The organism is Oceanobacillus manasiensis (assembly GCF_000724085.1).
GTDB lineage: Bacteria > Bacillota > Bacilli > Bacillales > Amphibacillaceae > Oceanobacillus_B > Oceanobacillus_B manasiensis.
This window is the reverse complement of the sequence record NZ_CCDL010000003.1, coordinates 547,343-572,506: the sequence shown is the minus strand read 5'-3', so window position 1 is coordinate 572,506 and position 25,164 is coordinate 547,343. Positions and strand designations below refer to the sequence as shown.

Genomic DNA, 25,164 nt, shown 5'->3' with positions numbered 1-25,164 from the left:
TCATTAATAATTAAACAACGCCAAAATGACGTATGACATTGGCCGTAGCCTTTATCCCCTTCATGAAATCTTCTATATAAATATTTTCATTAGGTCCGTGGAAATTTGATTCTGTATTTGCGACACCAATCTGTGCAGCTGGTATTCTAGTATCAGCCAATAGCTTTTCCATTGGACTTGAGCCTGCTAGATTTCGCATGATGATCGGTGGCTCTTCATACACTTCTTTCATACTTTTGATAACCGTATCGACAAAAGGATGGTTCGCGTCCGAATTAAATGGGAGCAATCCAGCCAATTGTTCAATTTCAATATCTTGAAATCCATGTAGGTCGAGATGATTACGCAACAATTTCATTACCTTTTTCGGTGTCTGCCCTGGTACTAACCGAAAATCCAATTTCACTTTGGCACTAGATGGCAAAACTGTTTTTGCTCCTTCCCCTGTATGTCCCGCCTCTAGGCCGCATATCGTGCAGGTTGGAGCGGCTGTTAAACGTTCCTTTAGTTCTATACCTGTTACATTAGTAAGAAAATTGTCTATTTGATAATGTCCTTTTGTATGCTCCTCATCATAATCCATTGTCTCAAAAAATGCTTTTTCTTTTTCTGTCAAAGCTATTACATCATCATAAAACCCTTCAATTTGTACCATTTCCTCACTATTCTTCAAGGTACTCAATGCCCATACAAGACGCCAGGCAGGATTTTCAACCACCGCAGCTTCAGAGGAATGAAGGTCAAATGCTGCACCCTTGACTTGCATCTCTACAAAGCATATCCCTTTTACTCCAAAACTGATATGTGGCCGTTTGTCATGAACATTACGCATGCCCCCTTCCCAAATCATGGCATCTGTTTTTAGCTTTTCCGGATTCTCTGATGCAAAGCTTTTTAAATTGGGACTTCCAACCTCTTCTTCTCCTTCAATGATAAATTTCACATTAACCGGTAATTCACCATGAACTTTCTGATAAGCGTGTACTGCTGCTATTCGTGCCGCTATATTGCCTTTATTATCTGCTACCCCTCTTGCAAAGATTTGTCCATCTTCTATTTTCGCCTCAAATGGGTCAGACACCCACTCCGTCAACGGATCTGGAGGCTGTACGTCGTAATGGTTGTAAAAAGTCAGAGTTCTTTTCTTTCCGTTATCGATATGCGCATAAATGATCGGATATCCAGTAGTCAAAACTTCCTCCACTTCTGCTCCCAGATCTTCTAGTAATTGCATCACCAACTCCTTCATCTCCAGCATCCCTATATTTTTTGCAGAAATACTTGGCTGATTACACATGTTTAGCAGCCAATGTTTATACAAGGATGCATGTTCTTCAATTTGTTGAAACAGTCTTTCCATACAACCCCTCCTTATTGATCATATAAAATATAATATTATAACATTATAAGGTTATAATATTTTCATATAGTTTCGTAGAATGGTAATTTTCAGATATTTTAACTTAATAAAATTATAAATCTATTTCTAAATAAAAATTTGACTGTTCTTGTTTTAGAATAAATCTGGAATACTCAATTATAGTTCCTTCTTCGTCAACTGTATAACGCTCAAGTGAAAATAATTGTTCTCCCACTGGAAGTTGTAGTAATTCTGCCTCATAGCTGTCAGCAAAAATAATTGAGAAATATACTTTTGCTTTTCCTAACCTCTTTTGATATGTCTGTGTAAACAAATTGTAGAGCAGTTCTTTTTCCATATCATTTTCCAGGAGCCCGGGAAAGATATGTACAGGTATATAGGAATATTCTATTGCTACCGGTGTATCTTCCTTTAGCTTTATCCTATGAATTTTATACACTTCATCTTCCTGCATTTCAAGTTTTCTTTTAATATCAAAAGATGCTTTCTCAGCATTAAGGCTCAACGTCCGATGAGGATGATACTGGTTTTCCCACGCTTCATTTCTTAAAGAAACAAGTCTTGTTAGATTCGTTTCTTCCTTAGCCTTAACGAAGGTGCCTTTACCACTTTGTCTGTAAAGTAATCCGTCATGTACTAGATCATGAATAGCACGTTTGATCGTGATGTTACTTACGTCAAATGTTTCTGAAAGTTTCTTTTCCGTTGGGAGTTGATACCCCACGTCCCATTCCTTGCTTGTAATCTTAGCTTCCAATATATGTTTCACTTGATCATATAAAGGTATAGATAACTCCTTGTCTACTTTCATGCTATACTCCCTATCAAAAGTTATAATATTATATTGAATATTTGATTATTGTTGACAAGTATAATCTCATTTTTTTATGAAGTCAACTGTATATTTATAATTAATTTTAAAAATCTAATTATTTTATAAAAATCAGAAAAATATACAGCCCTTTCATTGGAAAATATTTAAATAGACTCCATTTCTTCCTATATACTCCAAAAAAGAATGACTATTAGAGGATTTACGTTTTGTATTCTACTCGTGAGAAAAAGTAGTAAAAAAGTATATTCTTCTTTATTATTTAATAATTTTAGACTGATTTGGAAAGAATAATCTCATTAAGTTATGAAATCTAACAACGAGGTGAAACTAAATTGAATCCGGATTTCGACCTTGCTAAAGGTATTTGGTACCCGATAGGCCTTAGTGTCATTTTACTTTTAATTACGCTATTAATGCCTGCAAAATTAAAACGCCAAGAATTTCTATTTCATTTCGCAACAGTTGGCTATGTTGTCTGGATGGTTAATATAACAATTGCAGCTCCGTTTGATATATTTGACATTGGTACCAAAAGAGATGGTTTACCAGAACTTTTGCTTTACGGTTTTATCCCTCCTCTATTAGCATTGATCTTCTTAAACTTCTATGAAGAAGGAAAGAAAAATATAAGCCTTGTTTTTTTATTCGTCATTATTTCATATATCCTTGAATATTTCACTACCAAATCCGAAATTATGACCTCTGACATTTGGGAACCATGGTACTCGATTCCGGTATTTTTTATTGCGTATTATTTCTATCTTCCATGGCAATTAAAATTTCTGCGTAAGTTCAGAGAAACGAACTAAAAACTCCCCAAGCAGTCATTCGCCCGGAGAGTATTTATGCTTTCTCACTTTTCATGGGAAGGGAAGGGTTTTTAGTAGCGTCATTTTTAATAGTCGCGCCACTATAGTAGCTTCTCCGTCCTTGTGCGACTCATTTCACCTTTTAATACTTCATTATTCAGGATCTGAAACTTTTACAAGCTGTTTTCCAATGTTTTTTCCAGAGAACAGTCCAAGGAAAGCATCTGGAATCTTTCGAAAACCTTCATAAATTGTTTCTTCATAGTGTAAATTACCATTACCCACAGCATTTGCTAATTCTTGATATGCTTCAGCATAATGGTCAGAGAAATCACCAACAATAAACCCTTGCATGAGAACACGGGACTTAACAAGAAATTGCTGTACCCGTAACCCGATATCCTGTTCTCCTTCCTCTAGGTTATATGAGGAAATTGCGCCACAGACTGGTACACGGGCAAACGTATTTAACATTGGCCAAATATGATCTGAGATTTCCCCGCCAACATTTTCATAATAAACATCAACGCCATCAGGACAAGCATCTTTTAATTGTTTTCCAAAGTCTTCTTTTTTATATTCCACGGCTTTATCGTAGCCTAGCTTTTCTTTTATATAGTCCGCTTTCTCTTCAGAACCGACTATGCCAACAACATGGGCTCCTGCCTGTTTGGCAAGCTGTCCTGCTACTTGTCCAACAGCTCCTGCTGCGCCGGAAATCACAACCGTTTCTCCTCTTTTAGGCTTTCCAATGTGCATCATACCAAAATAGGCTGTTAATCCAGGCATGCCAAGTATGCTGAGAGCAGCACTGGGATCTAACCCATTTGTTTGTACTTTACTTACCTGGTCTGATTTTTCTACATTGTACTCCTGAAATGGTAAGTTTCCTCTAACGATGTCTCCTTTTTGCAGTTGATCGGTTTTTGTCTCTACAACTTGCGCAACCACACCGCCAGCTAGTGGTTCCCCGACTTTAAATGGGTCTACATAAGAAGGTGCGTCTGACATCCTCCCTCTCATATATGGATCTACTGAGACATAAAGTGTTTTTAACAAAACTTCGCCATCTTTTGGAGTGCCTTGTTCTACCTCTTTAAATTGAAAGGTACTATCATCAGGTAACCCGTTTGGGCGTTCTTGCAGAATAAGTTGCTGTTGTTTCATGGAATATACCTCCCCTAGTAATTTAAACTTTTTCCAATATAGTCGTTTTCCCTATTTATAAAAAGTTAAACATCAAGATTTTGTGTCCTGATTTCTATTCGCTACATTTAAACCATACCTGATGCAAAAAAAGCAGTACCATAAAATGGTACCGCTCTTTGTATCATTATTTTTCTCTAAGTTGATTTTGCAATTGGTTTAGCGAAGTATTTAACTGTTCCATCATTACTTCCATGCCTTCTTTTCTAGACATGTCTTCTGGCAAATAAATTGGCTCTCCATAAATAATATGTGGCTTCACTCGCTTAAACAGGTCAGTAAAATTATTAGGACCCGTATAGGCAACAGGAAGTATTGGGACTTTTGAATGCCCGGCAATGGTAACCGCACCGCGCTTTAATGGCACCTCTTCACTAGTCCTTGTACCACTTGGGAAAATTCCTACAACTTTCCCTTCCGCAAGTAATCGTCGAGGAAATTTAATCGTACTCGGCCCCGGATTTTCCCGATCCACAGGAAAAGCATTGAGGTGCTCCATAAGCCATTTTAAACCCTTTGATTTAAATAATTCCTTCTTAGCCATATAATGTATTTTGGTTGGTAGCATGGAAACGCCTAACCAGAGAATATCTACCCATCCAGTATGTGTACATGCAATGACGTAACCATCTTTTCCTTTTGGAATGTTATCTTTTTGATGGACGTTTAATCTACCAAACAAATTTAATATAAGTTTCACAAGATTAGCAGCAAATGTGTATATCATGCTCTCTCTCCTTATCTGCTCAATTCTATCTTTTATTTTAACACAAACTACTAGCACCTGGTACTATTTTCACTAAAAACGTTATTGATCCTTAATATCCCACCTTAATGCCCTTCTTATAATAATATGAAATCAAAATAAAAACCAGTACCTTTTATAAGATACTGGTTTGATAATTAGGACTCAGGTGTTTCAACTTGCTCATATTCTGTCTTAGGAGGGGTCACTCGTTTAATAAAGAAACCGAGAAGTAGAGCAACGACTGCAATCCATGTGGAAACGAAGAAGGTGAAATTAATTCCTTCTAACATCGCCTCATTTGCAAGCTGCACTTTAAATGCTGCCATTCCGTCGGTGTTTTGGGGTACATTCCCAGAAGCCATCGCCTGGTCTAGGAGATCATTTCCTGCTGATTCACTCCTTTTGTTCATAACAGTAAGAAGCAACGCAGAGCCGATTGCACCAGAAACCTGTTGGATAGTACTGTTCATTGCCGTACCATGTGGGTTGTCTCTCATTGGCAACTGATTTAAACCGTTGGTCATAACCGGCATCATGACCATGGAAATACCAAACATCCGAATGGTATAAAGCAACATGATATAATAATAACCCGATTCAAGATCTAAATTACTAAATAAATAAGTTGTAAGAACCGTTATAGATAAACCGATAATCGCAAGTATTCTTGCACCAAATTTGTCAAATAAGCGTCCCATAATAGGTGACATAATTCCCATAACAATTGCGCCTGGAAGCATAAGCAAACCAGAGTGGAATGGTGAAATACCTCGAATAGTCTGTACATATAATGGTGTTAATATCATGGCAGAAAACATGGACATAGAAAGTACAATGGAAATAGCTGAAGACAAAGCAAACATAGGATGCTTATATATTCTAAATTCTAACATTGGTTCGTCCATGTGCAACTGACGCCAGATAAAGCCAAACAATGCCACAGCTCCAACTATGATAGTTCCGTACACCTCAAGAGTTCCCCATCCCTTATCACCAGCCATACTAAAACCATATAGAATGCCGCCAAAACCTATACTAGATAAAATCAAAGAAGGAAAGTTTAAACGTACATCACGGTTTTCTGTAATATTATTTAATTTTAAGAAAGCATAGACTAAAGTAAATAGCGCAAATGGCAATATGATGCCAAATAATACGCGCCAATCATAATGCTCGATTACCCAACCGGATAAAGTAGGGCCAATGGCTGGAGCTGTAATCATTGCCAGACCAAAAATCCCCATGGCACTTCCCCTTTTTTCCACTGGGAAAGCTGTAAGCATTACGTTCATTAGCAATGGCATCATCACAGCTGAACCTGATGCTTGTATCATCCGTCCTAGGACAAGTATTCCAAAGCTTGGCGCCAACATTGCCAACAAAGTCCCTATAGAGAATAGCGACATGGCTGTAAGAAACAACCTTCTATTTGTGAATTTCTGAATAAAAAAAGCACTGGCTGGTATGAGAATACCATTTACCAGCATATAGCCAGTTGTAATCCACTGAACAACTGATGGTGTAACTTCAAATTCTTCCATGATCGTTGGAAGTGCTACGTTTAGTAAGGTGTTATTTAATAATGCTACGAACGCTCCGATAAACAGAATGGCAATCATCCCATATGGAGGTTTCTCATGCATTTGTTTTATATTCAATTTAATTCCTCCATCCATACTAACAGTATAAAATTTGTACTTTGTGTTCAACACTAGAATAGTTTATACTCTTTGTTCATTTTTGGCAAGAGTAAATTCGTTATATTTCAAAGCAATTGATTAGACTATAGTTTTGAGTTAAGATTAAAAATATACTAAGAGTACAAAGGTGATTAAATGAATGAACGTAAACGACAAGTCTTATTAACAGCACAACGTCTATTTATCGAAAAAGGATTCAGTGCAACCTCCGTACAAGACATATTAGAAGGTTCTAAAATATCTAAAGGAACATTTTACAATTATTTCACTTCAAAGAATGAATGTCTTGTGGCCATTTTGGAATATGTAAATGAAGAAACCTTTGTAAGAAGAAGAGAATTACTAATCGGAGAAAGTAAACAGGATAAAACCATTCTAGCTAGGCAGATCGCAGTACGAATGCAAATAAATCGTGAAGAAAATTTATTTATGCTATTCGAGGCCATTTTTCACTCTGGTGACCAGGAATTACGTGATTTTGTGAAAAAAAATCACTTAAAGGAACTATTCTGGCTTTCTGAAAGGTTAGCGGATGTTTACGGAGAAAAAGCCTCGCCCTACGCACTTGACGGAGCCGCATTATTACTAGGTATGATGCAGCAAGTTTTCCACATATGGGCTGCTGCAAGCAATAATTTAGGAGATGTGGAAACATTAGTTATGTATGTCCTACGTCAGATGGATTCTATTATCCCAAGCATTATTTCTAATAAAGATACTCTATTGAATGAAGATGTTGTACGATCACTAAAACGTAGCTTAAATAGCAGAAAATATTCGAGGGATCATGTGATGGAACAGCTTAATGGGTTTGCTGAGAAGTTGTCTGATGAAGCTAATGTGGAAGGAAAACAATGTATTCATTTTCTATGGGAAGAATTGAATGCTGAACATCCTAGAATTTACCTAATTGAAACAGTCACACGCGCTTTCACCAACGCTTTCACAGGAACAACTGACGAACTAGAGGCGAGAGAAATTGCATCTAGACTATGGAGCTATGTTGATACAGTGAATAATGGTTAAAAAAAGTTATATGTGCGTAATTAAGAAAGAGAAATGCTTCATCACTCGATAACATGTGAAAGTCGTCTAAAAATAGACGGCTCTTTCTTACAAGTTAATTATTTTAAAATTCAGATCCAGGGAGGCTGTATTTGTGAAGGATTTCAAACAAAGTAATGTGATTACGGTAAAACGTGACGAAGTGGTATTTCAATTATAAGAAGAGCATGGCTTTAATTGAATCAACTATTTAGGTATGGTCTTTTGTGTTTTTGATTAGCAAGATTCAGGCAACCCCCTCGTCACCATACTATCGCTTTAAAAAGCTAGATAAAAAGAAAAGATTAAAAGTTTTAGAAAAAATCTTTTCCTTTCATCGTTTCGTTGAATCACAACAATACGTTGCCGTAGACTTTTATGTTGGAAGTATTTTATACGACTTTAAAAATGATGAGGTAAAAATATGCCTTTACATTAACATTATTTCCGGGAAAATCATGACCTTTGCTTTTTAAGAGAAACCAATTGTTCGAGTCGGCCTCTATTATAACGCTGAGCTATAATGATTGGTAAATTTAAAGAAAACGCATATAGAATCATAATAAACCCAGCCCAAATTGGGTTCCAAATAAAAAAGAAAACAGCAGGTGGAATAGAAAGCCAGTGCGTTAATTCTGCACGACGTGACTCTGTTATAAAATTGATCAAGGACTTTGTATCATGACCATGGAGCTGTTTTTTATTATAACCCGCTCCCATTATAACTGTTCCATCAGGAATAAATGCTTTCCAGTTCTTCACTCGGAAATATTGTTGCCACACTAACCCCGCTTTTTCCCATGGTCGAATCTTATAAACTAAACGATCCCGCTCAAACCAGTGCTCTGGCATAGAAAGTGTCAGGAAAGATATTGCCATATGAATCACAGCCCATCCTATGATATCTAGTATAACGATCCATGCGATTGGAAGTTCTACAATTGGCATCTTACCTACTCCTTTACAGTTTGATTTTCCTCCCACGCCAGCTTACAGTTCGCCGTACATTAGTTAAATAGATAGACCAAATAAAAAGGATAGTGAAAAACAGGAATAACAAAGGATATAATGCTATCACAATAGTTGAAAACTTTCCTGTCCTACGAGCAAAAATAAATACTTGAACAAAGAAAATAATATATAGCATAGTTGCTATCGTTATCCAAACAGGTGAACCAAGGATACTTGCTGTTATTAAAAATGGTGTCGTAAGAAAGGCTCCGCTTATCCAGAAACTGATCAAAAAAGTAACCAGTGGATGCGTTTCCTGTGAAGCTGTTGCAAAGCTTTTTGTCCACCCTTCCCATAAAGACCTTAGCCCTTCTGGATACATTTGAAAATTGATAAGCCCTTTTCCTCCATAGCAGCGCACTGGATAGCCAGCTTTTCTAAAAGCCTCCCCTAACGCTAGGTCATCCATAACAGCCTTTCTTATTCCTTGATGCCCACCAGATTTCATGTAATCTACCTTATTACATAAAATACATGGACCAAAGGAGCCAGCGCCTTTCAGCTTCTTACCCCAAACAGTAAACACACTCATCCCCACCATAACAATAATGTTAAAGATGGCAGAAAGATTTTCATAGGGCCGTTTAATGGTATGATATGGTTGAAGCGATAAGATGCCACGAGCTCCTAATTCTTGGTAAGTTGAGGTAAGCTGTGTAAGACTTTCAGGTGTCTTTAATTGTGTGTCTGCATCCAGAAAGAGCAGCCAATCACCTGAAGCGTGCTTAACCCCCACCCAGCAAGCAGCTGTTTTACCTATCCAGCCATTTTCTAAATGATTATTCTGGATAACTTTTACACCGTAAGATGCTGCAATGGATACTGTCTCATCAGTAGATCCGTCATCAACTAAGATTGTCTCAAAATCTATCCCTTTTTGGGATAACAAGGAATCAAGTAGCGGGATTATTCGTTTCGCTTCATCTCGTGCAGGAATTATAATAGATAACCTATTCTTAACAGACTGTTTTTCTATATTCCGACGAGGTAGAAAGATTTTCCAAAACATAAGAAAACCACTTATAACCGCAACACTTATTAAACCCACACAGCAAAAAAATAAAAAGTTCATGTTATCCTCCCGCTTTACTGTTCTTTGGTCTATAAATTACGTTACTCTAATTCGATGTCCGTGCATTATCCCGCTTGACTATTTTTTGACACACCTGCTGACCACTAAGCGTAACCATTGGCATCCCTCCACCCGGGTTCACTGTACCCCCAACAAAATAGAGGTTGTCATATTTTTCACTATGCTTTGGATGCTTGAACCCTTTATTTTTTTTCTTATCAGATAGTGTCCCGTAAATCGACCCACGGTTAGATGCATAAGTACTTTCAATATCATCTGGTGTCCACATATCCTCTGTCACAATATGTTTACGTAAATCAGTCAATCCCATTGTTTCTAATTTTTCTAAAACACGTTCACGGAATTGCAAGTAGTCTTGCCTGTCAAAAGGGACATCCTGCTTATAAGGAATATGTGGCAGCACCTTAATATTTTCATAGCCTTCAGGAGCTTGCTCTGGATCCGTTTTATTAACATTTACAAGGTAAATTGTCGGGTCATCTGGCAACTCATGATTACGGAATACTTTGTTCATCTGCTTCTGAAGATCTTTAGAGAAAAAGAAATTATGGTGGCCCAACTGAGGATACTGTCTGTTCACACCTAAATGAAGCACGAGTCCGGAACTAGATGGTTCAAACTGCTTTTCTAGCTTGTTGATAAAGGCTTCACTTTCTTGTAATAAATGCTTGTAAGCTGGTATTACCTCCATATTCGATATGAAATAGTCGGCTCTCCTTCTTTCGCCATCAGCTAATTCCGCTGCAATAATTTCGTTCCGTTCATTTTTAATCAGCTTGTTTACGGGTTGGTTCTTATGTAATACCACTCCTAATTCCCTTGCCAACCTTTCCAAGCCACCAGCAATTTTATGCATACCACCAGGGACATACCAGATACCTTGTGCATGTTGCATATAAATCATCATATTTAATATAGCTGGTGCATCATATGGAGATGAGCCAACATACTTAATAAAATAGGAAAGCATATTACGGAGCTTAGGATTACTAATTCGCTTTTTAATTGCTTCATACATAGTGGAGAAAAGGTCGAATCCGGTAAGCGAATGCATAACACCATGGTGCTTTATCATTTCTTTCGTAGAATCTAGCCCTTCCGCAAAGTAACCTTTCTCTGTCATGGCATATAAGTCCCGTGCATAATGAAGAAAATTTTGATACTCTGCCATGTCGTGCTTGGTTAGATCAGGGTTCTCTTGTACCATTTTTCCCAAATCTGCATATAAATCAATTTTCGATCCATCAGGAAAGAATGATCTCCATTCATGCTCTAGCCTCATTGATGGTATATAATCTTTCATATTGCGCCCACTTCTAGTGAATAAAGCTTCAAAAATGTGTGGCATAGTGAGCATGGATGGTCCTAGGTCAAACCCAAATCCATCCTGTTCTAGCCGATTTACTTTCCCACCGAAATGATCATTTTTTTCATAAAGTGAAACCTGATAACCTTCCTGCGCGAGGGAAATTGCTGCCGAGAGACCTCCAAGTCCTCCTCCAACAATTAAAACAGAAGTCTTACCTGTCATATGTGCACCGTCCTTATCCAACTTTTCCTTTTATCTCTTGGTAAATTCGCTTCATTACTATAGGTGAAACATAGTTACGCCTCTTTAGACAATCATAGTGATGATCCCGGACCGCCTGAATAATACCACGGTAAATCTCAGCAGATAATAAAACGGGAAACTGACTGTCCTCATCAAAATGAAGGATCTCTTCTGAAAAAATATCATATAACTCTTCGGCCCGTACAGCCATTTTCTCCCAAACTCGAATAAAACTTGAATTTATTTGCCGTTGATTCAATTCCTTAGTTGTGTACCCTTCCTCCTCTAATTCTAACATTGGCAAATAAATACGCTCATTTTCGAAATAATCTTCTCCAACATCCCGGAGCATATTCGTTAGTTGCATCGCTATCCCCAGGTTAACAGAATGCTCACGGAGGTCTACCTCAGCTTCTGAAGCAATAATAGGTAACAACATTAATCCTACTGACCCTGCTACATAGTAACTGTACTCCTCCACTTCCTCCATTGTCTCAGGGGCACGGAAGTAAATGTCCATCCTTTGGCCAAATAATTGATCATAAAAGGGCTGTAATGACATATCATACCGATTGAACACGTCACGAAGTGCACGCCATAAGGGATGATCTTTTTCCTCGTATTGTTCGAACAAATATAGATCTTGTGTTAATCCGTTCAATGCTAACTCTTGCTCTTCTTTCGTTGAAGAATTGTCAACACTATCATCAGCCAACCGACAAAATGCGTAGATAGCAAAAACTGCTCTTGCCTTCTGTTCAGGGAGCCGCTTAAAAGCATAGTAAAAGCTCTTGGAATGTCTTTTAATAATATCCTCACAGTAGCGATAATCCTCTTCTAAACGATTTAGGTTCTTAACCTTCATGCTTGATCCTCCTATTTTCACGAAACCTCGTGCTTTGCTTTTTTCTCATGATCATCAAGCTGCAATTCCTCTGTAGCAATTTTTGCAGATAGTAACACTATCGGCACACCGGCTCCAGGATGGGTACTGCTTCCAGTAAAATATAAGTTCTCACAATTCTTTGCTTTACTTTGTGGTCGCATATGATTGCTCTGCGCGAGAGTTGGTTGTAATCCAAAACAAGCGCCATTGTAGGCATTAAATTTAGAGGCAAAATCGGGAGGGGTCATATATGATTCCGATACAATTTCCTCTTCAATTTTTTCAAATCCCTTCACTTTTTTCATTCGATTTAAAACTTTACTACGATAATAATCTATTGTTTCATCATTCCACTCATACTCTGAAGTAGATAGATCTGACACTGGGACAAGTACATACAATCCGTCTTTTCCTTCAGGTGCAAGCGTAGGATCCATTTTGGAACCAATATAGACATAAAAGGAAGGGTCCTCTAGTAGCTTCCCGTCGAATATAGCATTTAAATTATCTTCAAAACCTTCACTGAACATAAAATTATGCACTTGATCGACCGTTTCATATTTTCGATCCATTCCAAGGTACATAATGAAACAGGAGCAAGAATATTTCATACTATCAATCTTTTTGTCGGTATACTTCCCTTTTGCTTTCGTCTCCTGAACTAAATGCTTCATCGCATATGGAAAATCAGCATTACACATAACATAATCTGAAGGAATAAAGTGATCTCCTATTCGTATGCCCTTGGCTATCTGGTTTTCAATAACAATCTCATCGACCGTAGAATTGTAATGAACAGATCCTCCAAGTTCTAGAAAGAGCCTTTCCATAGCTGTAGCCATTGTATGTATGCCACCTTTAATAAACCAAACGCCATAAAGCATTTCAATCATAGGTATCATGGTATATAAGGAAGGGCCATTAAAGGGGGAGACACCAATATAAAGAGTTTGAAAACTAATCATCTGTTTGAGCCGTTCATTTTTTATATACTTCCCGACAAATTGGTCGGCAGTATCAAACGTTTTTAATTTTAGAGCCTGCCGCAGCATAAAAGGATTATAAAAGTCTTTCGCTTGTCGGAAAGGCCGTTGTATAAAATGATTTTTTGCTACAAGGAAACGTTCATATATTTTTTTTAAATATGTTAGAAAGCCCTCCGCATCCTCATCACTAATTTCTTCGAGTGTTTTCATAAGTTCAATAAGATCTGATGATATGTCATAGCGCTCTTCGGCATCCTTCCCAAAAAACACGGAGTACATGGGATCAAGTCTCTCCATGGGAATATAGTCCTCAGGATCCCGTCCAACAAGCTCAAAGACTTCCTGATAGAGCTCTGGCATCATTACAATGCTTGGACCTAAGTCAAACTTGTAGCCATCCTTCTCAATCTTGTGCATTTTACCACCTGGTATGGCTTCTTTTTCATATAGGTCTACGTCGTAGCCTGCATGTTGCAAGCGGATTGCACTTGCCAGTCCGGCTACTCCCGCTCCTATTACACTGACACGTTTTCTATTCATCTATTTCTCTCCCCCTGATGCTGATAATGTGCATTTGCACAGAACGTTGTACAACTTCTGTATTTCTTTTCTATCTTGCTTGTACCCTTCTATACCCAACAATTCCAGGTTACAAACAATTGAAATAAGGGAAGGGTTCTTTAATAGTGTCTAATCTTTGTTACCAACGTTAGACAAGTTATACAGTGGGGGATGTTGAGGAAATGAGTACACACACATATAGGCAGTATTACATAAAAGAAGTTGCAGAACTCACCGGGCTTTCAAAGCAAGTAATCCGGAAATGGGAGGATAGGTACCGTTCACTGGAACCAAAAAGGAAGGAAAACGGATATCGAGTGTACAGCCAGGATGACATCCATACATTACTAAAAATTAAAGATTATCAGCAAAAGGGTGAAAGTATACAGCAAGCTGTAAATAGAGTGCATAGAGAAAGAGCTACACAAAACTATCAACCTACAAACAATAGGGATATGCTTATCACGGATTTGCTGAAATCAGGGGAAAACTGTGATGACCTAGCTTTGAACCGTATATTACGGCAGGCGTATCATTATCATGGGTTGGATTATTTTCTAAAGAAAATTGTCATACCCTTTTTAGTTGAGGTGGGAAATAAATGGGAACGCGGGGAATGGGAAGCTTTCCAAGAATCGGTGACAAGTTTAGTTGTCCGTGACTTTCTAGTGGAAGTAAGGAACAACTTTCAATGTGACGAAAACGCACCTCTAATACTTGGTGCTTGTCTGCCAGGAGAGCTACATGAAGTGCCAGTTCATATCATATTACTTCAATGTTTGATGAAAGGATGGAAAACAAAGCTAATTGGCTCCTCTCCAGCCCCTGGTTCAATTGAAGCCTTGGTTTGTCGTTTTCAGCCAAAACGCGTTCTGTTATCTGCTACGACCACTATCCCGTTTGAACAGAACCCTGAGCTACTTAAAACGTTAGACAACTTTGCTGGAAGATACCACGAGACTTCTTTTTATCTTGGTGGTCAAGGTGCTATTTCTTTTTTAGGGAATAAACAACTTCGCCATATAAGTGTAACGGATCGTGTAGAGGATGTGGTTGCATTACAACCATCAAGCAGGACAGCTTTTCCAAATCCCAAATAGCATTATGATTATGCTTAAAGGAAACAAGGGAGCAAACAAACAGACCTCCCGCTTTCATACCTATTCGAAGGGAAATGCAACTACAAAGCTAGCAGCAAAAACAAGATTTGTTTTCTCTTCTCCTTATTTTATTATGAAGAACCCCCATTTTTTAAAAATGGGGGTTCAAGTTACGCTATTTATCTTCCGCTGCCCGGGCAATATATTCCATGGCCGTTTGCACACTTTTGAAAGTCTTCATATTTCTAAATTTATCCTGAATAGTGGCAGTCTGTACTGCCATGTCTGGGCGGATCCCCGCAACGAGCAGCTGTTTACCCATAAGGGATATAAATTGGTGAATTTTTAAAAATCTGGCTACAGTATTTCTATCAACTTCATACAAGCCTGAAAGATCTATAATTAAATAATCTTGGTCAGAATCCTCTAGGTAATTTGATACGGATTTCATAATAGTATCCAATCGTTCTTCTCCCATTGTTCCTATTAAGGGAAGCACCGAAGCATTGTCATGTACTGGAACAATTGGTGTCGAAATTCGTTCAATTTCTAATAAATGTTGGGCAAGCAGTCTCTCATTCTTTTTATCTTTGGTGACGTCCTTTTGCACCCCAACAAAATAGGTCTTCTGATCTTCCTCAACCCACATAGGATCAATTGATAACTCATTCCAGAAGCCAGTTCCATCTTTTCTGTAATTGTATAATTGTACAGTAATCTGCTTTTCTTCCAAAATTGCATCTCGTAATGCCTGCAGGTTAGTCTCATCTGTTTCTTCTCCCTGCAAAAAACGACAGTTGCTACCAATTACTTCACTTTCTGAATATCCCGTTAGTTTGTAAAAGCCTTGATTGGCAAACACAATCGGGTTATCCTCGATCGTCGGGTCTGTAATAATCAAGCCAACTCCTGTATAATTAAGTGCTTGTTCAATTAGATATTGTCTACTTTGAATATTTTTAGTCACGCTTGGCTCCACCTCTATAATTATAGTACCCTCTTATCTATCATATTATCGAACAATTGTTAAATTGTCTATGATTCTGTAGACTTATACGATAGGGATCTATCTCTTCGTCTTGTAAAGATGATGATAAGGCTTCCCACTCAGTACACCCTTTTCTTTGTCAAGCCCTTCCTTTGTTCCTCTTTTTTTATGTGCATGCTGATAGGCTTTTGAGCTTTGCCAATCTCGAAATGCTTCCACTGTTTCCCACTGACTGAGAATTAGATACGTATCGTCTGTCTTCGGTCGCAGAACGCGAATAGATATAAAACCAGCCTCTTTTTCAATTAGCTTAGGGCGACTAAGGAAGCGCATTTCAAACCTTTCTTTTGCTTCATGATTAACAGGTACATAATTTAATACATAAATCGCGTTTTCCTTCAGCTCACCAGATTGGTCAATTATCTCGTATTCTTTTTCTCCTACCTTTAAGCCCGTTTCCACTACCGATAGTACAATTGGATCATCATTTTCTAAATGCTGTATGGTTAGGTTCATTCTTAACTTCCTTCCAAAATCATTATTTTATTTAGTATATATCTTTCTATGCTCTGATTAAACGATGGAGGATCCATCATATGAAAATTAGTGTTAGAACTTGCTAGAGATTTTAGTTCATGATAAACCTTTCCCTTACCGAACGTGAGAGGCAACATTGTCACACTTCCATACTTCTCCTGAAAATTAACTAGTTTTTCTTGTGCGCCATCTTCCGCCAACATGACGACATGCCAAGGCATCCCATTTTTCTCACCAAGCCTTTTAGCCATTGCACAGAGAGCCTGCTTAGCCTCACATTGAGCGGAACCATGGGCTGCAAGGATGAAAGGTTTTTTTATATCATAGCTTCGTTGTATAAATTCTTTGAAGTGATCATCTTCTACTAAAGGTGGCAATATGTCCACTGGTGAGTCAGCTTGGAGCATTACATCTTTTAAATCTTCTTCATAATGCTTACCTTTCAAAAAGAATAATGGAATGACTGTAACTTGGTAACCTTTTGCATATTGGGCTATTACATTCTCCCACAATGGAGACCCAAATTCCAAAAAGCACCCTAACACGGGTTCCTGAACCTTTTCCTGCAGCCGATTGACCATTTCTAGGAAAGAATTATTTTTTGTTTCATCACGCGAGCCATGATAGACGAGTAGCTTTATTTTTTCCAATTAGCTCCTCCTCTCTATAGATCTGTTTTCCTTATTTTATCTTTTACTAAACAGAACATACATTTTGTTGTAAACTATGTGGTGGGATAATTTACATAAAGAAGGGATACACAACATGAACGGAACTGCACACGCTGCTGTTGGAGCAGCAACAGGATTTATCGTAGCAAACTCTTATACGGCTACACCAACCGAAACTGCTATCCTTGTGAGTATAGGAGTCGTAGCTGGCTTACTCCCAGACCTTGATATTGACGGAAAGTTGCGCGGGAGAATAACGCTTTCTCATAAACTGTTTCAATCTGTTGCCCAGCTAATTGGTATTTTAATGGTTGCTTACAGTGTGTATGAAGGCAATGGCACAAACCAATACATTGGATTGGGCATCGGGCTTTTACTTTTCGTATTCGCCTCCTTTATAAAACAAAAGCATATGCTGACACTGACAGGGGTTGCTGTGATTGCGGTTGGTCTATCTTTACAGGAGACCTGGTTATTTTTACTTGGTATTTTTATACTTATCGCTTCAGTAGTCTCGCACCGCAGCTATACGCATTCGTTACTTGGAGTAGTTTTCGTTGGATACATTGCCTATCGATTAGAGTTGTCAACAGGACTAATTGGTGTTCAAAATACTTGTCTGGCAGGCTATATAAGCCATCTACTAACAGACAGTAAATTTCTCCCTTTTAATAAAAGAGGAGTTAAGCTATTCTTGCCTCTTTCTTCAAAAGAATTTTAAAATAAGTTAAAGAAAAAAGGCTGATCTCTGACGGATCAGCCCTTATTATGTTGTATGGCCTTATGAAGCTGGAGTATTTCCTTAGAAAGTTTTGATATTCGTTCATTTACTATGGGATTTGTAATTTCATTGTCATCATTAAAGTCATCATTATGAACGAAAACACTGTATGTTGGCACCATTCCTTTTAAATAGGAAAGAATAGGCTTTAACTGATATTCGGAGACAAGAAAGTGTTTTTCGACCCCTCCTGTTGTAACCATTGCCGTAACCTTTGATTTAAATGCATCGACAGGTAAGTGATCAAATAAATTTTTGAGTACTCCAGAAATCGATGCTTGGTAAATTGGTGAACCAATCACAAGAGCATCGGCTGTCGTGATTTTGTTTACAACATCCCAAGTGTCTTGATTATATCCTGCTAGCGGAAACCCCCGTACCATTTCTACATCGTATTCCTTTAAATCAATTAGTTCAATTTCAAGCGATGGATCAAGTCTCTTAGCTGTCATTAACACATCATGTACTGCCTGTGACGTTTTTTCACCTACCACAGAACCGGATATTCCTGTAAGCTTCAACGTGTACCCCTCCTGTCGTCGTTTCTTGTAAAGCATATGTACAGAGTAAGGTGCATGTTAACACCTTATTCTATAGTATGTTTATCCAGTGCAACCGTCCGTAAGACTCCCACCTCAAAACATGAAGTGAAACAGTTAGTTTTTAGTGGGAGTACACGGACGCTAACACCCAGATTCGTTCAACTAACAGCTAGTGGGAGTAGAACGCCCACCCCACTGATTGACGTTTCACTTTATTTTGTAGCTGCTTCAAACTTTGTGGCTACTGCTTGCCAGTCAATAATATTAAAGAAGTTTTCAATGTATTCAGGCCTTCTGTTTTGATATGTTAGATAGTAAGCATGTTCCCATACGTCAAGGCCGAGAATTGGTGTTTTACCTTCCATAACAGGACTATCCTGATTTGGAGTGCTCATAATTTCCAGTTGATTATTTGAGTTCACAACAAGCCAAGCCCATCCTGATCCAAATCGTGTAGTAGCTGCATCTGCAAATTTTTGCTCGAAGCTGCTGATACTTCCGAAAGCATCGTTCATTGCCTCTGCAAGTTTTCCTTCTGGGGCTGACGCTTCTTTAGATGGGGCAATAATCTCCCAGAATAAAGTATGGTTTAAATGACCGCCACCATTATTCCTTACCGCTGTTCGTATTTCTTGAGGCAAATCCTCAAGGTTAGAAAGCAATGCTTCTAACGATTTACCCTGCAGGTCTTGATGCCCTTCCAAGGCGCCATTTAGTTTGGTTACATATGTTTGATGATGTTTTCCGTGATGTATCTCCATTGTTTTTGCATCAATATAAGGTTCAAGTGCGTCGTGTGAATAAGGTAGTGCAGGTAATTCAAATTTAGCCATGTTACTTTCCTCCCTAATCGAAATAGTTTATACTTTTTATACTATAAAGTATAATAACTTTAGATAAAGCGTACCCTATTCAAATTGGCATCGCAACTAAAATGCTTGAAGGGATTAAATATAAGAAACTTAAGGAGGTGGCACGATGCAACTAAAAACAACCAAGGATAAAATTCTTGATCTTTTGAAAAGAGAAGTTCGAATGACGGTTGGGGCCTTGTCCGAACACCTAGAAATTACCGACATGGCTGTTAGGAAACATCTATCGGTTATGGAAAAGGATGACCTTATCGTGACGGAAGAAATCAGGCAGCCAATGGGAAGGCCTGTCCAAAGCTATACTTTGTCAGCGAAAGGAGAGCTGCTTTTCCCTAAAAGCTATGAAGGGTTGAGTGTAGAATTTTTACAAGACATACAAGCACTTTATGGCAACAAATCCGTTGAACAGCTGTTCCAAAACAGGGAAAAACGTCTGACGAAGGAATATACTTTACGTATGCAGAAAAAATCGCCTCAGGAGAGAATGCGGGAAATTCAGACTATTCAAAATGAAAAAGGATATATGGCTGAAATTACCATGAAAGATGATAACAATTACGAGCTCATCGAGTACAATTGTCCGATAATGGCTGTTGCAAAAGAATACAAAGTGGCATGTAAATGTGAAACTTCCATGTTTAAAAATGTCTTACAAACAGAAAACGTCAAACGGACAAGCTGTAAAACGGAAGGGAATGACCATTGCAGGTTTCAAATTAGCTTTTAAACTCCACACAGGGCATTCCCTTCTTTTATGCTTTTAGAGTAGCTGTTTCGATTCCTGCTTCTCTCAGTTTTTCATCTGCTTCCCCTTCAATTTGTTCCTTTAATTCCTTTAGAACGGGGTGAAAGTCTGCATGTTTTCCAAGCATAAAGCTCATTCTATGTTCTACCGGAAGCCATGTGTCAATGGAAGCTTCGTTATGCTGAATTTGCGCTTCAAGCTTATCAAGTGCGTTAGCAGTTTTTGCTTCTAGCGTCTCTTTAGCTTCAAACTCTATCCACAATTGGTGTACTTCTAGTCCTAATTCATGAGGAAGCATGTCTCGGAGATGATCAATTGCCTCTAACTCCCGAGCTTGTTTTAATGCTTTTACTTCCTCATTATCCAGTGTATCAAACGCCGGCACATCGGTTGCTTCTGCCTCAACGAGATCATGAATAATAATCATTTTCAACAGCTTTGCTGTATCCAGCTTTTCTTCCATTAATGGCTCAATTAGCATTGCCATTAAGGATAGTCGCCATGTATGTTCTGCCACGCTCTCCCGTCTACCATTGCTAAGCCAACTGTGACGGAGTTCATATTTTAGTTTTTCAGCAAGCTTTATTACCTGCATTACATCTTTCAACTTCTCTTGCATTCCCATTTCCCCTTCTTTACACTTCCCTTGGCTGAGCAAAACGCATCCGACACATTGACCAACGAAATGAAGAGTTAATTATGTTGTCATGTAGTTCCCAAAGTCGTTCCAATTTACGCAGTTCGACATTGTACTTCGAAAGAACATGAACGATATCTTCTATTACAATTTTTCTACTTGGAGTTTGTATAATTTCGCTAACGTAGTAACCAGCAGACTCATCTTGCAATTTGAAACCTTCACTCCCAAATTCATATAAGTAAAGGGTAGTCTCGTTAATTCGCTGTAACCATGCCTTTTCCACTGCCACTACGTGATTCGATAACTTTAGGTAGGCTTTTCTATCTTCAATGGTTGTTTTTGGAGAGATTTGGAAGCAGACCCTTGGACAATTCCTAGGTGTTAGAAAATTTGCGAGACAGTTTTCATCAACCGCCCAAACTAACGGCTTATTTTTATCCAAGTCACCCCTCTCTGGAATCCTCGGATGAAACACGTCAATATTGCTTTCCTCACTTACATGGAACAATCTCAACTCCATCATCTCCATTTAAATTTGTATAGTAGCTGCTCATTTAAAGAAGAGCGTATTCATAGAATACGCCCTCCCTTCATTATAATAGATCTAGCATTTTTAAGCCTTTTAAAATTCCATCATCATCTACAGCTGCAGTTTCATATTTTGCTGCCTGCTTAGCTCGAGGATGGCCGTCTCCCATTGCTACACTTTTGGGGATTTCGGTCAACATTTCTAAATCGTTTAACGAATCTCCAAACGCAACGATGTTCTCTTGTCTTATATCAAGAAGATCGGTAACTTTCCTTATCCCTACAGCTTTTGAGCCTTCAAAAGGGACAACATCCACAGACCTTGGATGCCAACGAACGAAGTTAAATGCACTATACTTTTCCTCGTAAAATTCCTCCTCGCCTTCCTCACAGAACAACAAGCATTGAAATATGTCTCTGCCTTGATTATATTTCGGATCATGCCCTAGACTCACGTCTATTTTAAGAGAATTTAGACCTTCCTTAATTGCAGCATGCTCAGGGACGTTTGCTTTCATTTCTTCTTGCCCCATAAAAACAATCGGATTTTCATTTGCAAGTGATACTTTTGATAAGTCTTCCAATAATTCTTTATTTAATGGGTTACGATGAATAACCTTACCTTGAAAAACTACATATTGCCCGTTGAAGCATACATATGTATTAATTCCTAACTCTTCACGCAATGATTTGAAAAAGAATGGTGCTCTTCCAGTAGCGATTGCCACTTCATGCCCCGCTTCTTTTAATGCCATAATTGCTTCCTTGGTACTCTTAGGCAGCTCCTTTTCTTCATTAAGAAGCGTTCCATCTATATCAAAAAATACCATATGTTTCTCTGACATGATTCGTCCCTCCAACTATTCACATATATTATTTTCACAACACCTAGCATAGCCTATGGAAGGGTTTTCAAGTCAAGTAATTACTCCTAAATCGTAGTTATTTTCAATCTATTTTATTGTACCATTTTACTAGATAGTGATAACCTTAATTACAAGAGGATGCTACTAGAAGAGAAAGGTACTTTAATTATCTTCTCGTAGGTAAATTTAATAAGAGGGAGCGAAGAAGATGCATATACCAGAAATAACCTTAAATGACGGACTCACTGTGCCAGAAATCGGGTTTGGTACGTATAAGCTTAACGGTAACTCAGGGGTAAATGCGATTACAAGTGCCATCCAAACTGGCTATAGGCTAATTGATACAGCGTATAACTATGAAAATGAGGGAACCGTCGGGGAAGCTGTTCGCCGGAGTGCTATACCAAGAGAACAATTACGAATAACATCTAAACTGCCGGGACGCTATCAACCCTATGATAAAGCTGTATCGACTATTCAAGAGTCCCTCTACCGAGCAAACCTAGATTACTATGATATATACTTAATTCATTGGCCAAATCCTAAACAAGATCTTTATGTAGAAGCATGGCAAGCCTTAATTGACGCAAAAAAGTGGGGGTTAATACGATCCATTGGTGTCTGTAACTTTCTTCCCGAACATTTAGAACGCCTTGAAAAAGAAACGGGAGTCTTGCCGAGCATGAATCAAATTGAGCTGCATCCGTACTTTAATCAAGAGGATCAGCGTAAGTGGCATGAGAAGCATAATGTAAAAACAGAGTCTTGGAGTCCACTGGGTAGAGCTAGTACCGTGTTAGAGAATGAAACCATTGGTAAAATAGCAGAAAAGCATCAAAAGACCATTTCGCAAGTAATATTGCGTTGGCATCATCAGTTAGGATCCATTTCAATTCCAAAGTCAGCTTCACCAGCCAGACAGCTTGAGAACATCTCAATCTTTGATTTCACATTAAGTGATTCCGAAATGACTACTATTTCACAGCTAACACGTGCGGATGGTAGATTAAAGGATCAAGATCCTGCTGTCTATGAGGAATTTTAAATAAGAAAACATAAAAAACAAAGCGCTATTCTTAGGAATGGCGCTTTTTTGTGTATAGAAATTGTTAAGGATTAGGTAATATAATGTAATTAGACTTTTTATTTTTAATTCAGGTTTATTTAATTCAAAATCAGGGAAAAGGGACTAGGTCAAAAGTAATAAGTAAATTACTAGTTCGGCTCTCGGAAAATAGAATACGCTAAAAATAAGGATCCCCCTCTTTTTTCGTGGACTGTTATACCATACTTCCCTTATTTGAAATGTATGCAAATTTTTAACAGTAGCCGCAATGAGGAGGAAAATGAATGTTACATACTACAGAAACAGAGCAAGTAAATGACATGCATGTAGTCAAAGCAATTGAGGAAAATTTAGCAATTATAAGGTTCGGACTCGATTACCGTGTTGCCTATGTAAATGATGTATTTGCAAAAACAGTAGGCTATACGACAAGTGAAATGCTAGGAATGCATCACAAAGAACTTTGCTTCCCTGAATTCGCCAATAGTCCTGATTATAAGCGCTTCTGGAATAACATCCTGAAAGGGAGAAGCTTTCAAGATAAGATTGAACGAAAAGGAAAAGGTAATAAACGTGTTTGGTTGGAGGCAACGTATATGCCTATTTATAATGAGGAGCGAACGAGAATTATTGGTGTATCTAAAGTAGCAACAGATATTACAGATCGCCACAAAACGATTACAGATGTTGGAGATCAACTAAACCTTATGTCTGCTAATTTAAATTCAAAAGCTTCAGCCGGTATTGAGCGCTCAGAGGACCTCTTAGCATTGATTGATAGCATTACAAAAGTATCTGGAAAAAACACTGCGAATCTAGAACAACTACAGAAAGAAACACAATCAATTCAAGAAATTGTTAAAACCGTAAAAGCTATCGCTTCTCAAACGAATCTACTTGCTTTAAACGCTGCAATTGAAGCAGCAAGAGCCGGAGAACATGGTAGAGGGTTTAATGTTGTAGCACAAGAGGTACGTAAGCTATCTAATAATGTGGAAAAATCCATTACCCAAATTCGTGATAACATCGAAAGCATCACATCTGAAATTAACACTATAAGTGCTGGAACACAGGATGTTCAAGAACATATTATGGAAGGTCAAGTGAAAGTCCAATCAACAGTAAAGGATTTTAAAGACCTAACCGATTCATCAAAACAATTGGATAAACAAGCTCAACAATTTACTGAATTGTTATAGTAATCAAGCCCCAGACTTAGGGGCTTTTTTATGTTTCTTGATTAAATTGTAAAAAAACGCCCCTGATATGGCATATCATTCAGGGACGTCCTCCTATTTAACCGTCAAACACAAACTGTCGATCCTTCTTATCCTCTATAATCTGTACTTCAAGCTCTTGCACGCCAAAGTGAATTGCTTCCTCAAGGTCTTCTATATATACGTCTAGACGTCCTTCTACAATTGCACTACCTCGATCCTCACAAGTAAAGGTTTCATTTAGCTTAGGTATATACACTTCAGTTCCAAAGTCAAGTGAGACTGGACATGCTAATGTTTCGTTTTCTTTTACAAGATTACCGGAAGCTGTAATACCATATGAAGGATGGTCTGGTGACTTTCCAGTAGACTCCTTGCCAGCAGTATAAGCTGTTACAGTATAAGTCTCTGAAGCTAGATACCTATCTGGTTCTTCTTTCTTTTGATTTGAGTTATATTTCAGCGGTGTAATTACAGCACTATCAATAAAACTTTGTGAGGCTACAAGTGGAGTTATCACTTCTGTTTCTTTGTTCTCCACAATTAAGTTCTTCACATGAGAAATCGTAAATATATGCTGTTCATCAGCTTGTACTTTTCCCGCGAGCGTGAATGTAATAAAGATTAGTATAAATGCAACGCTCATTAATATCTTTCGAATATAAATCCCTCCAACCTTGTCTTGTTGCTAAGGTAATTTGTCCTAGATGGTCTAAACCACCATACAACTCATTGCTTACCCGAAATAGGTAGGAGGTAAACTTTTAGAGGGTATACGAATGACTATACGCACATTTGA

The 25,164-nt window shown here is 38.1% G+C and carries 26 protein-coding genes and 2 pseudogenes; 9 read left to right on the top strand and 19 right to left on the bottom strand.

Going from position 1 to position 25,164, the window contains the following annotated elements:
• Positions 1 to 10: 10 nt before the first annotated feature.
• Together BN985_RS16345 and BN985_RS16340 are read right to left on the bottom strand one after the other, a co-directional pair.
• Positions 11 to 1,360, bottom strand: a complete 1,350-nt coding sequence (locus tag BN985_RS16345; protein ID WP_042224772.1) for a M20/M25/M40 family metallo-hydrolase — start codon at positions 1,358 to 1,360, stop codon at positions 11 to 13.
• A 112-nt stretch (positions 1,361 to 1,472) separates the two neighbouring features.
• Positions 1,473 to 2,192: a GntR family transcriptional regulator gene (locus BN985_RS16340; RefSeq protein WP_042224771.1), complete on the bottom strand. Its 720-nt coding sequence runs from the start codon at positions 2,190 to 2,192 to the stop codon at positions 1,473 to 1,475.
• A 356-nt stretch (positions 2,193 to 2,548) separates the two neighbouring features.
• On the opposite strand from BN985_RS16340, the gene BN985_RS16335 reads away from it, so the two are divergent.
• The gene (locus BN985_RS16335) at positions 2,549 to 3,025 is read left to right on the top strand and encodes a hypothetical protein (protein WP_042224770.1); all 477 of its coding nucleotides are present in this window, start codon (positions 2,549 to 2,551) and stop codon (positions 3,023 to 3,025) included.
• Between the two features lie 153 nt (positions 3,026 to 3,178).
• Here BN985_RS16335 and BN985_RS16330 read toward each other — a convergent pair whose 3' ends face one another.
• From BN985_RS16330 to BN985_RS16320, 3 genes are all read right to left on the bottom strand, one after another.
• Complete coding sequence (locus BN985_RS16330; RefSeq protein ID WP_042224769.1) at positions 3,179 to 4,192, bottom strand: NADP-dependent oxidoreductase; 1,014 nt, start codon at positions 4,190 to 4,192, stop codon at positions 3,179 to 3,181.
• Positions 4,193 to 4,358: 166 nt separating this feature from the next.
• Positions 4,359 to 4,955, bottom strand: a complete 597-nt coding sequence (locus BN985_RS16325; protein ID WP_042224931.1) for a lysophospholipid acyltransferase family protein — start codon at positions 4,953 to 4,955, stop codon at positions 4,359 to 4,361.
• A 179-nt stretch (positions 4,956 to 5,134) separates the two neighbouring features.
• Positions 5,135 to 6,655 (bottom strand): DHA2 family efflux MFS transporter permease subunit, encoded by a 1,521-nt coding sequence (locus tag BN985_RS16320; RefSeq protein ID WP_084157589.1) that lies wholly within the window; start codon positions 6,653 to 6,655, stop codon positions 5,135 to 5,137.
• A 159-nt stretch (positions 6,656 to 6,814) separates the two neighbouring features.
• On the opposite strand from BN985_RS16320, the gene BN985_RS16315 reads away from it, so the two are divergent.
• Both BN985_RS16315 and BN985_RS19605 read left to right on the top strand, forming a co-directional pair.
• The gene (locus tag BN985_RS16315) at positions 6,815 to 7,705 is read left to right on the top strand and encodes a TetR/AcrR family transcriptional regulator (protein ID WP_042224767.1); all 891 of its coding nucleotides are present in this window, start codon (positions 6,815 to 6,817) and stop codon (positions 7,703 to 7,705) included.
• A gap of 275 nt (positions 7,706 to 7,980) precedes the next feature.
• Positions 7,981 to 8,163: pseudogene (locus tag BN985_RS19605) on the top strand (serine/threonine protein kinase); the annotation flags it as partial.
• Between the two features lie 16 nt (positions 8,164 to 8,179).
• On the opposite strand, the gene BN985_RS16305 reads toward BN985_RS19605, so the two are convergent.
• The 5 genes from BN985_RS16305 to BN985_RS16285 are packed head-to-tail and all read right to left on the bottom strand — an operon-like array spanning position 8,180 to position 13,791.
• Positions 8,180 to 8,671, bottom strand: a complete 492-nt coding sequence (locus BN985_RS16305; protein ID WP_042224763.1) for a glycosyl-4,4'-diaponeurosporenoate acyltransferase CrtO family protein — start codon at positions 8,669 to 8,671, stop codon at positions 8,180 to 8,182.
• Positions 8,672 to 8,684: 13 nt separating this feature from the next.
• Positions 8,685 to 9,806 carry a glycosyltransferase gene (locus BN985_RS16300; RefSeq protein WP_042224762.1) on the bottom strand — a complete coding sequence of 374 codons (1,122 nt, stop codon included), beginning with the start codon at positions 9,804 to 9,806 and terminating at the stop codon, positions 8,685 to 8,687.
• Between the two features lie 46 nt (positions 9,807 to 9,852).
• A complete protein-coding gene (locus BN985_RS16295) occupies positions 9,853 to 11,358 on the bottom strand; it encodes a phytoene desaturase family protein (RefSeq protein WP_042224928.1) in 1,506 nt (501 codons plus the stop codon).
• A gap of 13 nt (positions 11,359 to 11,371) precedes the next feature.
• Positions 11,372 to 12,244, bottom strand: a complete 873-nt coding sequence (locus tag BN985_RS16290) for a phytoene/squalene synthase family protein (RefSeq protein WP_042224761.1) — start codon at positions 12,242 to 12,244, stop codon at positions 11,372 to 11,374.
• A 17-nt stretch (positions 12,245 to 12,261) separates the two neighbouring features.
• Complete coding sequence (locus tag BN985_RS16285; protein WP_042224760.1) at positions 12,262 to 13,791, bottom strand: phytoene desaturase family protein; 1,530 nt, start codon at positions 13,789 to 13,791, stop codon at positions 12,262 to 12,264.
• 203 nt (positions 13,792 to 13,994) lie between these two features.
• Between BN985_RS16285 and BN985_RS16280 the strand changes: the two genes are divergently transcribed.
• A complete protein-coding gene (locus BN985_RS16280) occupies positions 13,995 to 14,912 on the top strand; it encodes a MerR family transcriptional regulator (protein WP_042224758.1) in 918 nt (305 codons plus the stop codon).
• A gap of 175 nt (positions 14,913 to 15,087) precedes the next feature.
• Here BN985_RS16280 and BN985_RS16275 read toward each other — a convergent pair whose 3' ends face one another.
• From BN985_RS16275 to BN985_RS16265, 3 genes are all read right to left on the bottom strand, one after another.
• Positions 15,088 to 15,879: an STAS domain-containing protein gene (locus tag BN985_RS16275; protein WP_052360721.1), complete on the bottom strand. Its 792-nt coding sequence runs from the start codon at positions 15,877 to 15,879 to the stop codon at positions 15,088 to 15,090.
• Between the two features lie 99 nt (positions 15,880 to 15,978).
• On the bottom strand, positions 15,979 to 16,416 hold the full coding sequence (locus BN985_RS16270; RefSeq protein WP_042224754.1) for an antibiotic biosynthesis monooxygenase family protein: 438 nt from the start codon (positions 16,414 to 16,416) through the stop codon (positions 15,979 to 15,981).
• Between the two features lie 2 nt (positions 16,417 to 16,418).
• Positions 16,419 to 17,087: a sirohydrochlorin chelatase gene (locus BN985_RS16265; RefSeq protein WP_042224753.1), complete on the bottom strand. Its 669-nt coding sequence runs from the start codon at positions 17,085 to 17,087 to the stop codon at positions 16,419 to 16,421.
• Positions 17,088 to 17,202: 115 nt separating this feature from the next.
• Here BN985_RS16265 and BN985_RS16260 point away from each other — a divergent pair, with 115 nt between their 5' ends.
• Positions 17,203 to 17,829 carry a metal-dependent hydrolase gene (locus BN985_RS16260; protein WP_042224752.1) on the top strand — a complete coding sequence of 209 codons (627 nt, stop codon included), beginning with the start codon at positions 17,203 to 17,205 and terminating at the stop codon, positions 17,827 to 17,829.
• 35 nt (positions 17,830 to 17,864) lie between these two features.
• Here BN985_RS16260 and BN985_RS16255 read toward each other — a convergent pair whose 3' ends face one another.
• Both BN985_RS16255 and BN985_RS16250 read right to left on the bottom strand, forming a co-directional pair.
• Positions 17,865 to 18,410, bottom strand: coding sequence for an NADPH-dependent FMN reductase (locus BN985_RS16255; protein ID WP_042224751.1), 546 nt, complete (start codon positions 18,408 to 18,410; stop codon positions 17,865 to 17,867).
• 233 nt (positions 18,411 to 18,643) lie between these two features.
• Positions 18,644 to 19,264, bottom strand: a complete 621-nt coding sequence (locus BN985_RS16250; protein ID WP_042224750.1) for a superoxide dismutase — start codon at positions 19,262 to 19,264, stop codon at positions 18,644 to 18,646.
• A gap of 145 nt (positions 19,265 to 19,409) precedes the next feature.
• Here BN985_RS16250 and BN985_RS16245 point away from each other — a divergent pair, with 145 nt between their 5' ends.
• Positions 19,410 to 20,030 (top strand): helix-turn-helix transcriptional regulator, encoded by a 621-nt coding sequence (locus BN985_RS16245; protein ID WP_042224748.1) that lies wholly within the window; start codon positions 19,410 to 19,412, stop codon positions 20,028 to 20,030.
• Positions 20,031 to 20,055: 25 nt separating this feature from the next.
• On the opposite strand, the gene BN985_RS16240 is transcribed toward BN985_RS16245, so the two are convergent.
• The 3 genes from BN985_RS16240 to BN985_RS16230 all read right to left on the bottom strand — a co-directional run bounded on the left by BN985_RS16240 (position 20,056) and on the right by BN985_RS16230 (position 22,061).
• Positions 20,056 to 20,667 (bottom strand): HD domain-containing protein, encoded by a 612-nt coding sequence (locus BN985_RS16240; RefSeq protein ID WP_042224746.1) that lies wholly within the window; start codon positions 20,665 to 20,667, stop codon positions 20,056 to 20,058.
• Positions 20,668 to 20,683: 16 nt separating this feature from the next.
• On the bottom strand, positions 20,684 to 21,202 hold the full coding sequence (locus BN985_RS16235) for a DUF6886 family protein (protein WP_042224745.1): 519 nt from the start codon (positions 21,200 to 21,202) through the stop codon (positions 20,684 to 20,686).
• A 79-nt stretch (positions 21,203 to 21,281) separates the two neighbouring features.
• Positions 21,282 to 22,061 carry a Cof-type HAD-IIB family hydrolase gene (locus BN985_RS16230; protein WP_042224743.1) on the bottom strand — a complete coding sequence of 260 codons (780 nt, stop codon included), beginning with the start codon at positions 22,059 to 22,061 and terminating at the stop codon, positions 21,282 to 21,284.
• Positions 22,062 to 22,290: 229 nt separating this feature from the next.
• Here BN985_RS16230 and BN985_RS16225 point away from each other — a divergent pair, with 229 nt between their 5' ends.
• The 3 genes and pseudogenes from BN985_RS16225 (at position 22,291) to BN985_RS19595 (ending at position 24,347) form a co-directional block, all read left to right on the top strand.
• Positions 22,291 to 23,127 (top strand): aldo/keto reductase, encoded by an 837-nt coding sequence (locus BN985_RS16225; protein ID WP_042224741.1) that lies wholly within the window; start codon positions 22,291 to 22,293, stop codon positions 23,125 to 23,127.
• 305 nt (positions 23,128 to 23,432) lie between these two features.
• Positions 23,433 to 23,813: pseudogene (locus BN985_RS19600) on the top strand (PAS domain-containing protein); the annotation flags it as partial.
• A gap of 42 nt (positions 23,814 to 23,855) precedes the next feature.
• Positions 23,856 to 24,347: a methyl-accepting chemotaxis protein gene (locus BN985_RS19595; RefSeq protein ID WP_408634703.1), complete on the top strand. Its 492-nt coding sequence runs from the start codon at positions 23,856 to 23,858 to the stop codon at positions 24,345 to 24,347.
• A 97-nt stretch (positions 24,348 to 24,444) separates the two neighbouring features.
• Here the strand turns inward: BN985_RS19595 and BN985_RS16215 are convergent, their stop codons facing one another.
• Complete coding sequence (locus tag BN985_RS16215; RefSeq protein WP_042224738.1) at positions 24,445 to 25,011, bottom strand: 3D domain-containing protein; 567 nt, start codon at positions 25,009 to 25,011, stop codon at positions 24,445 to 24,447.
• Positions 25,012 to 25,164: the final 153 nt, after the last annotated feature.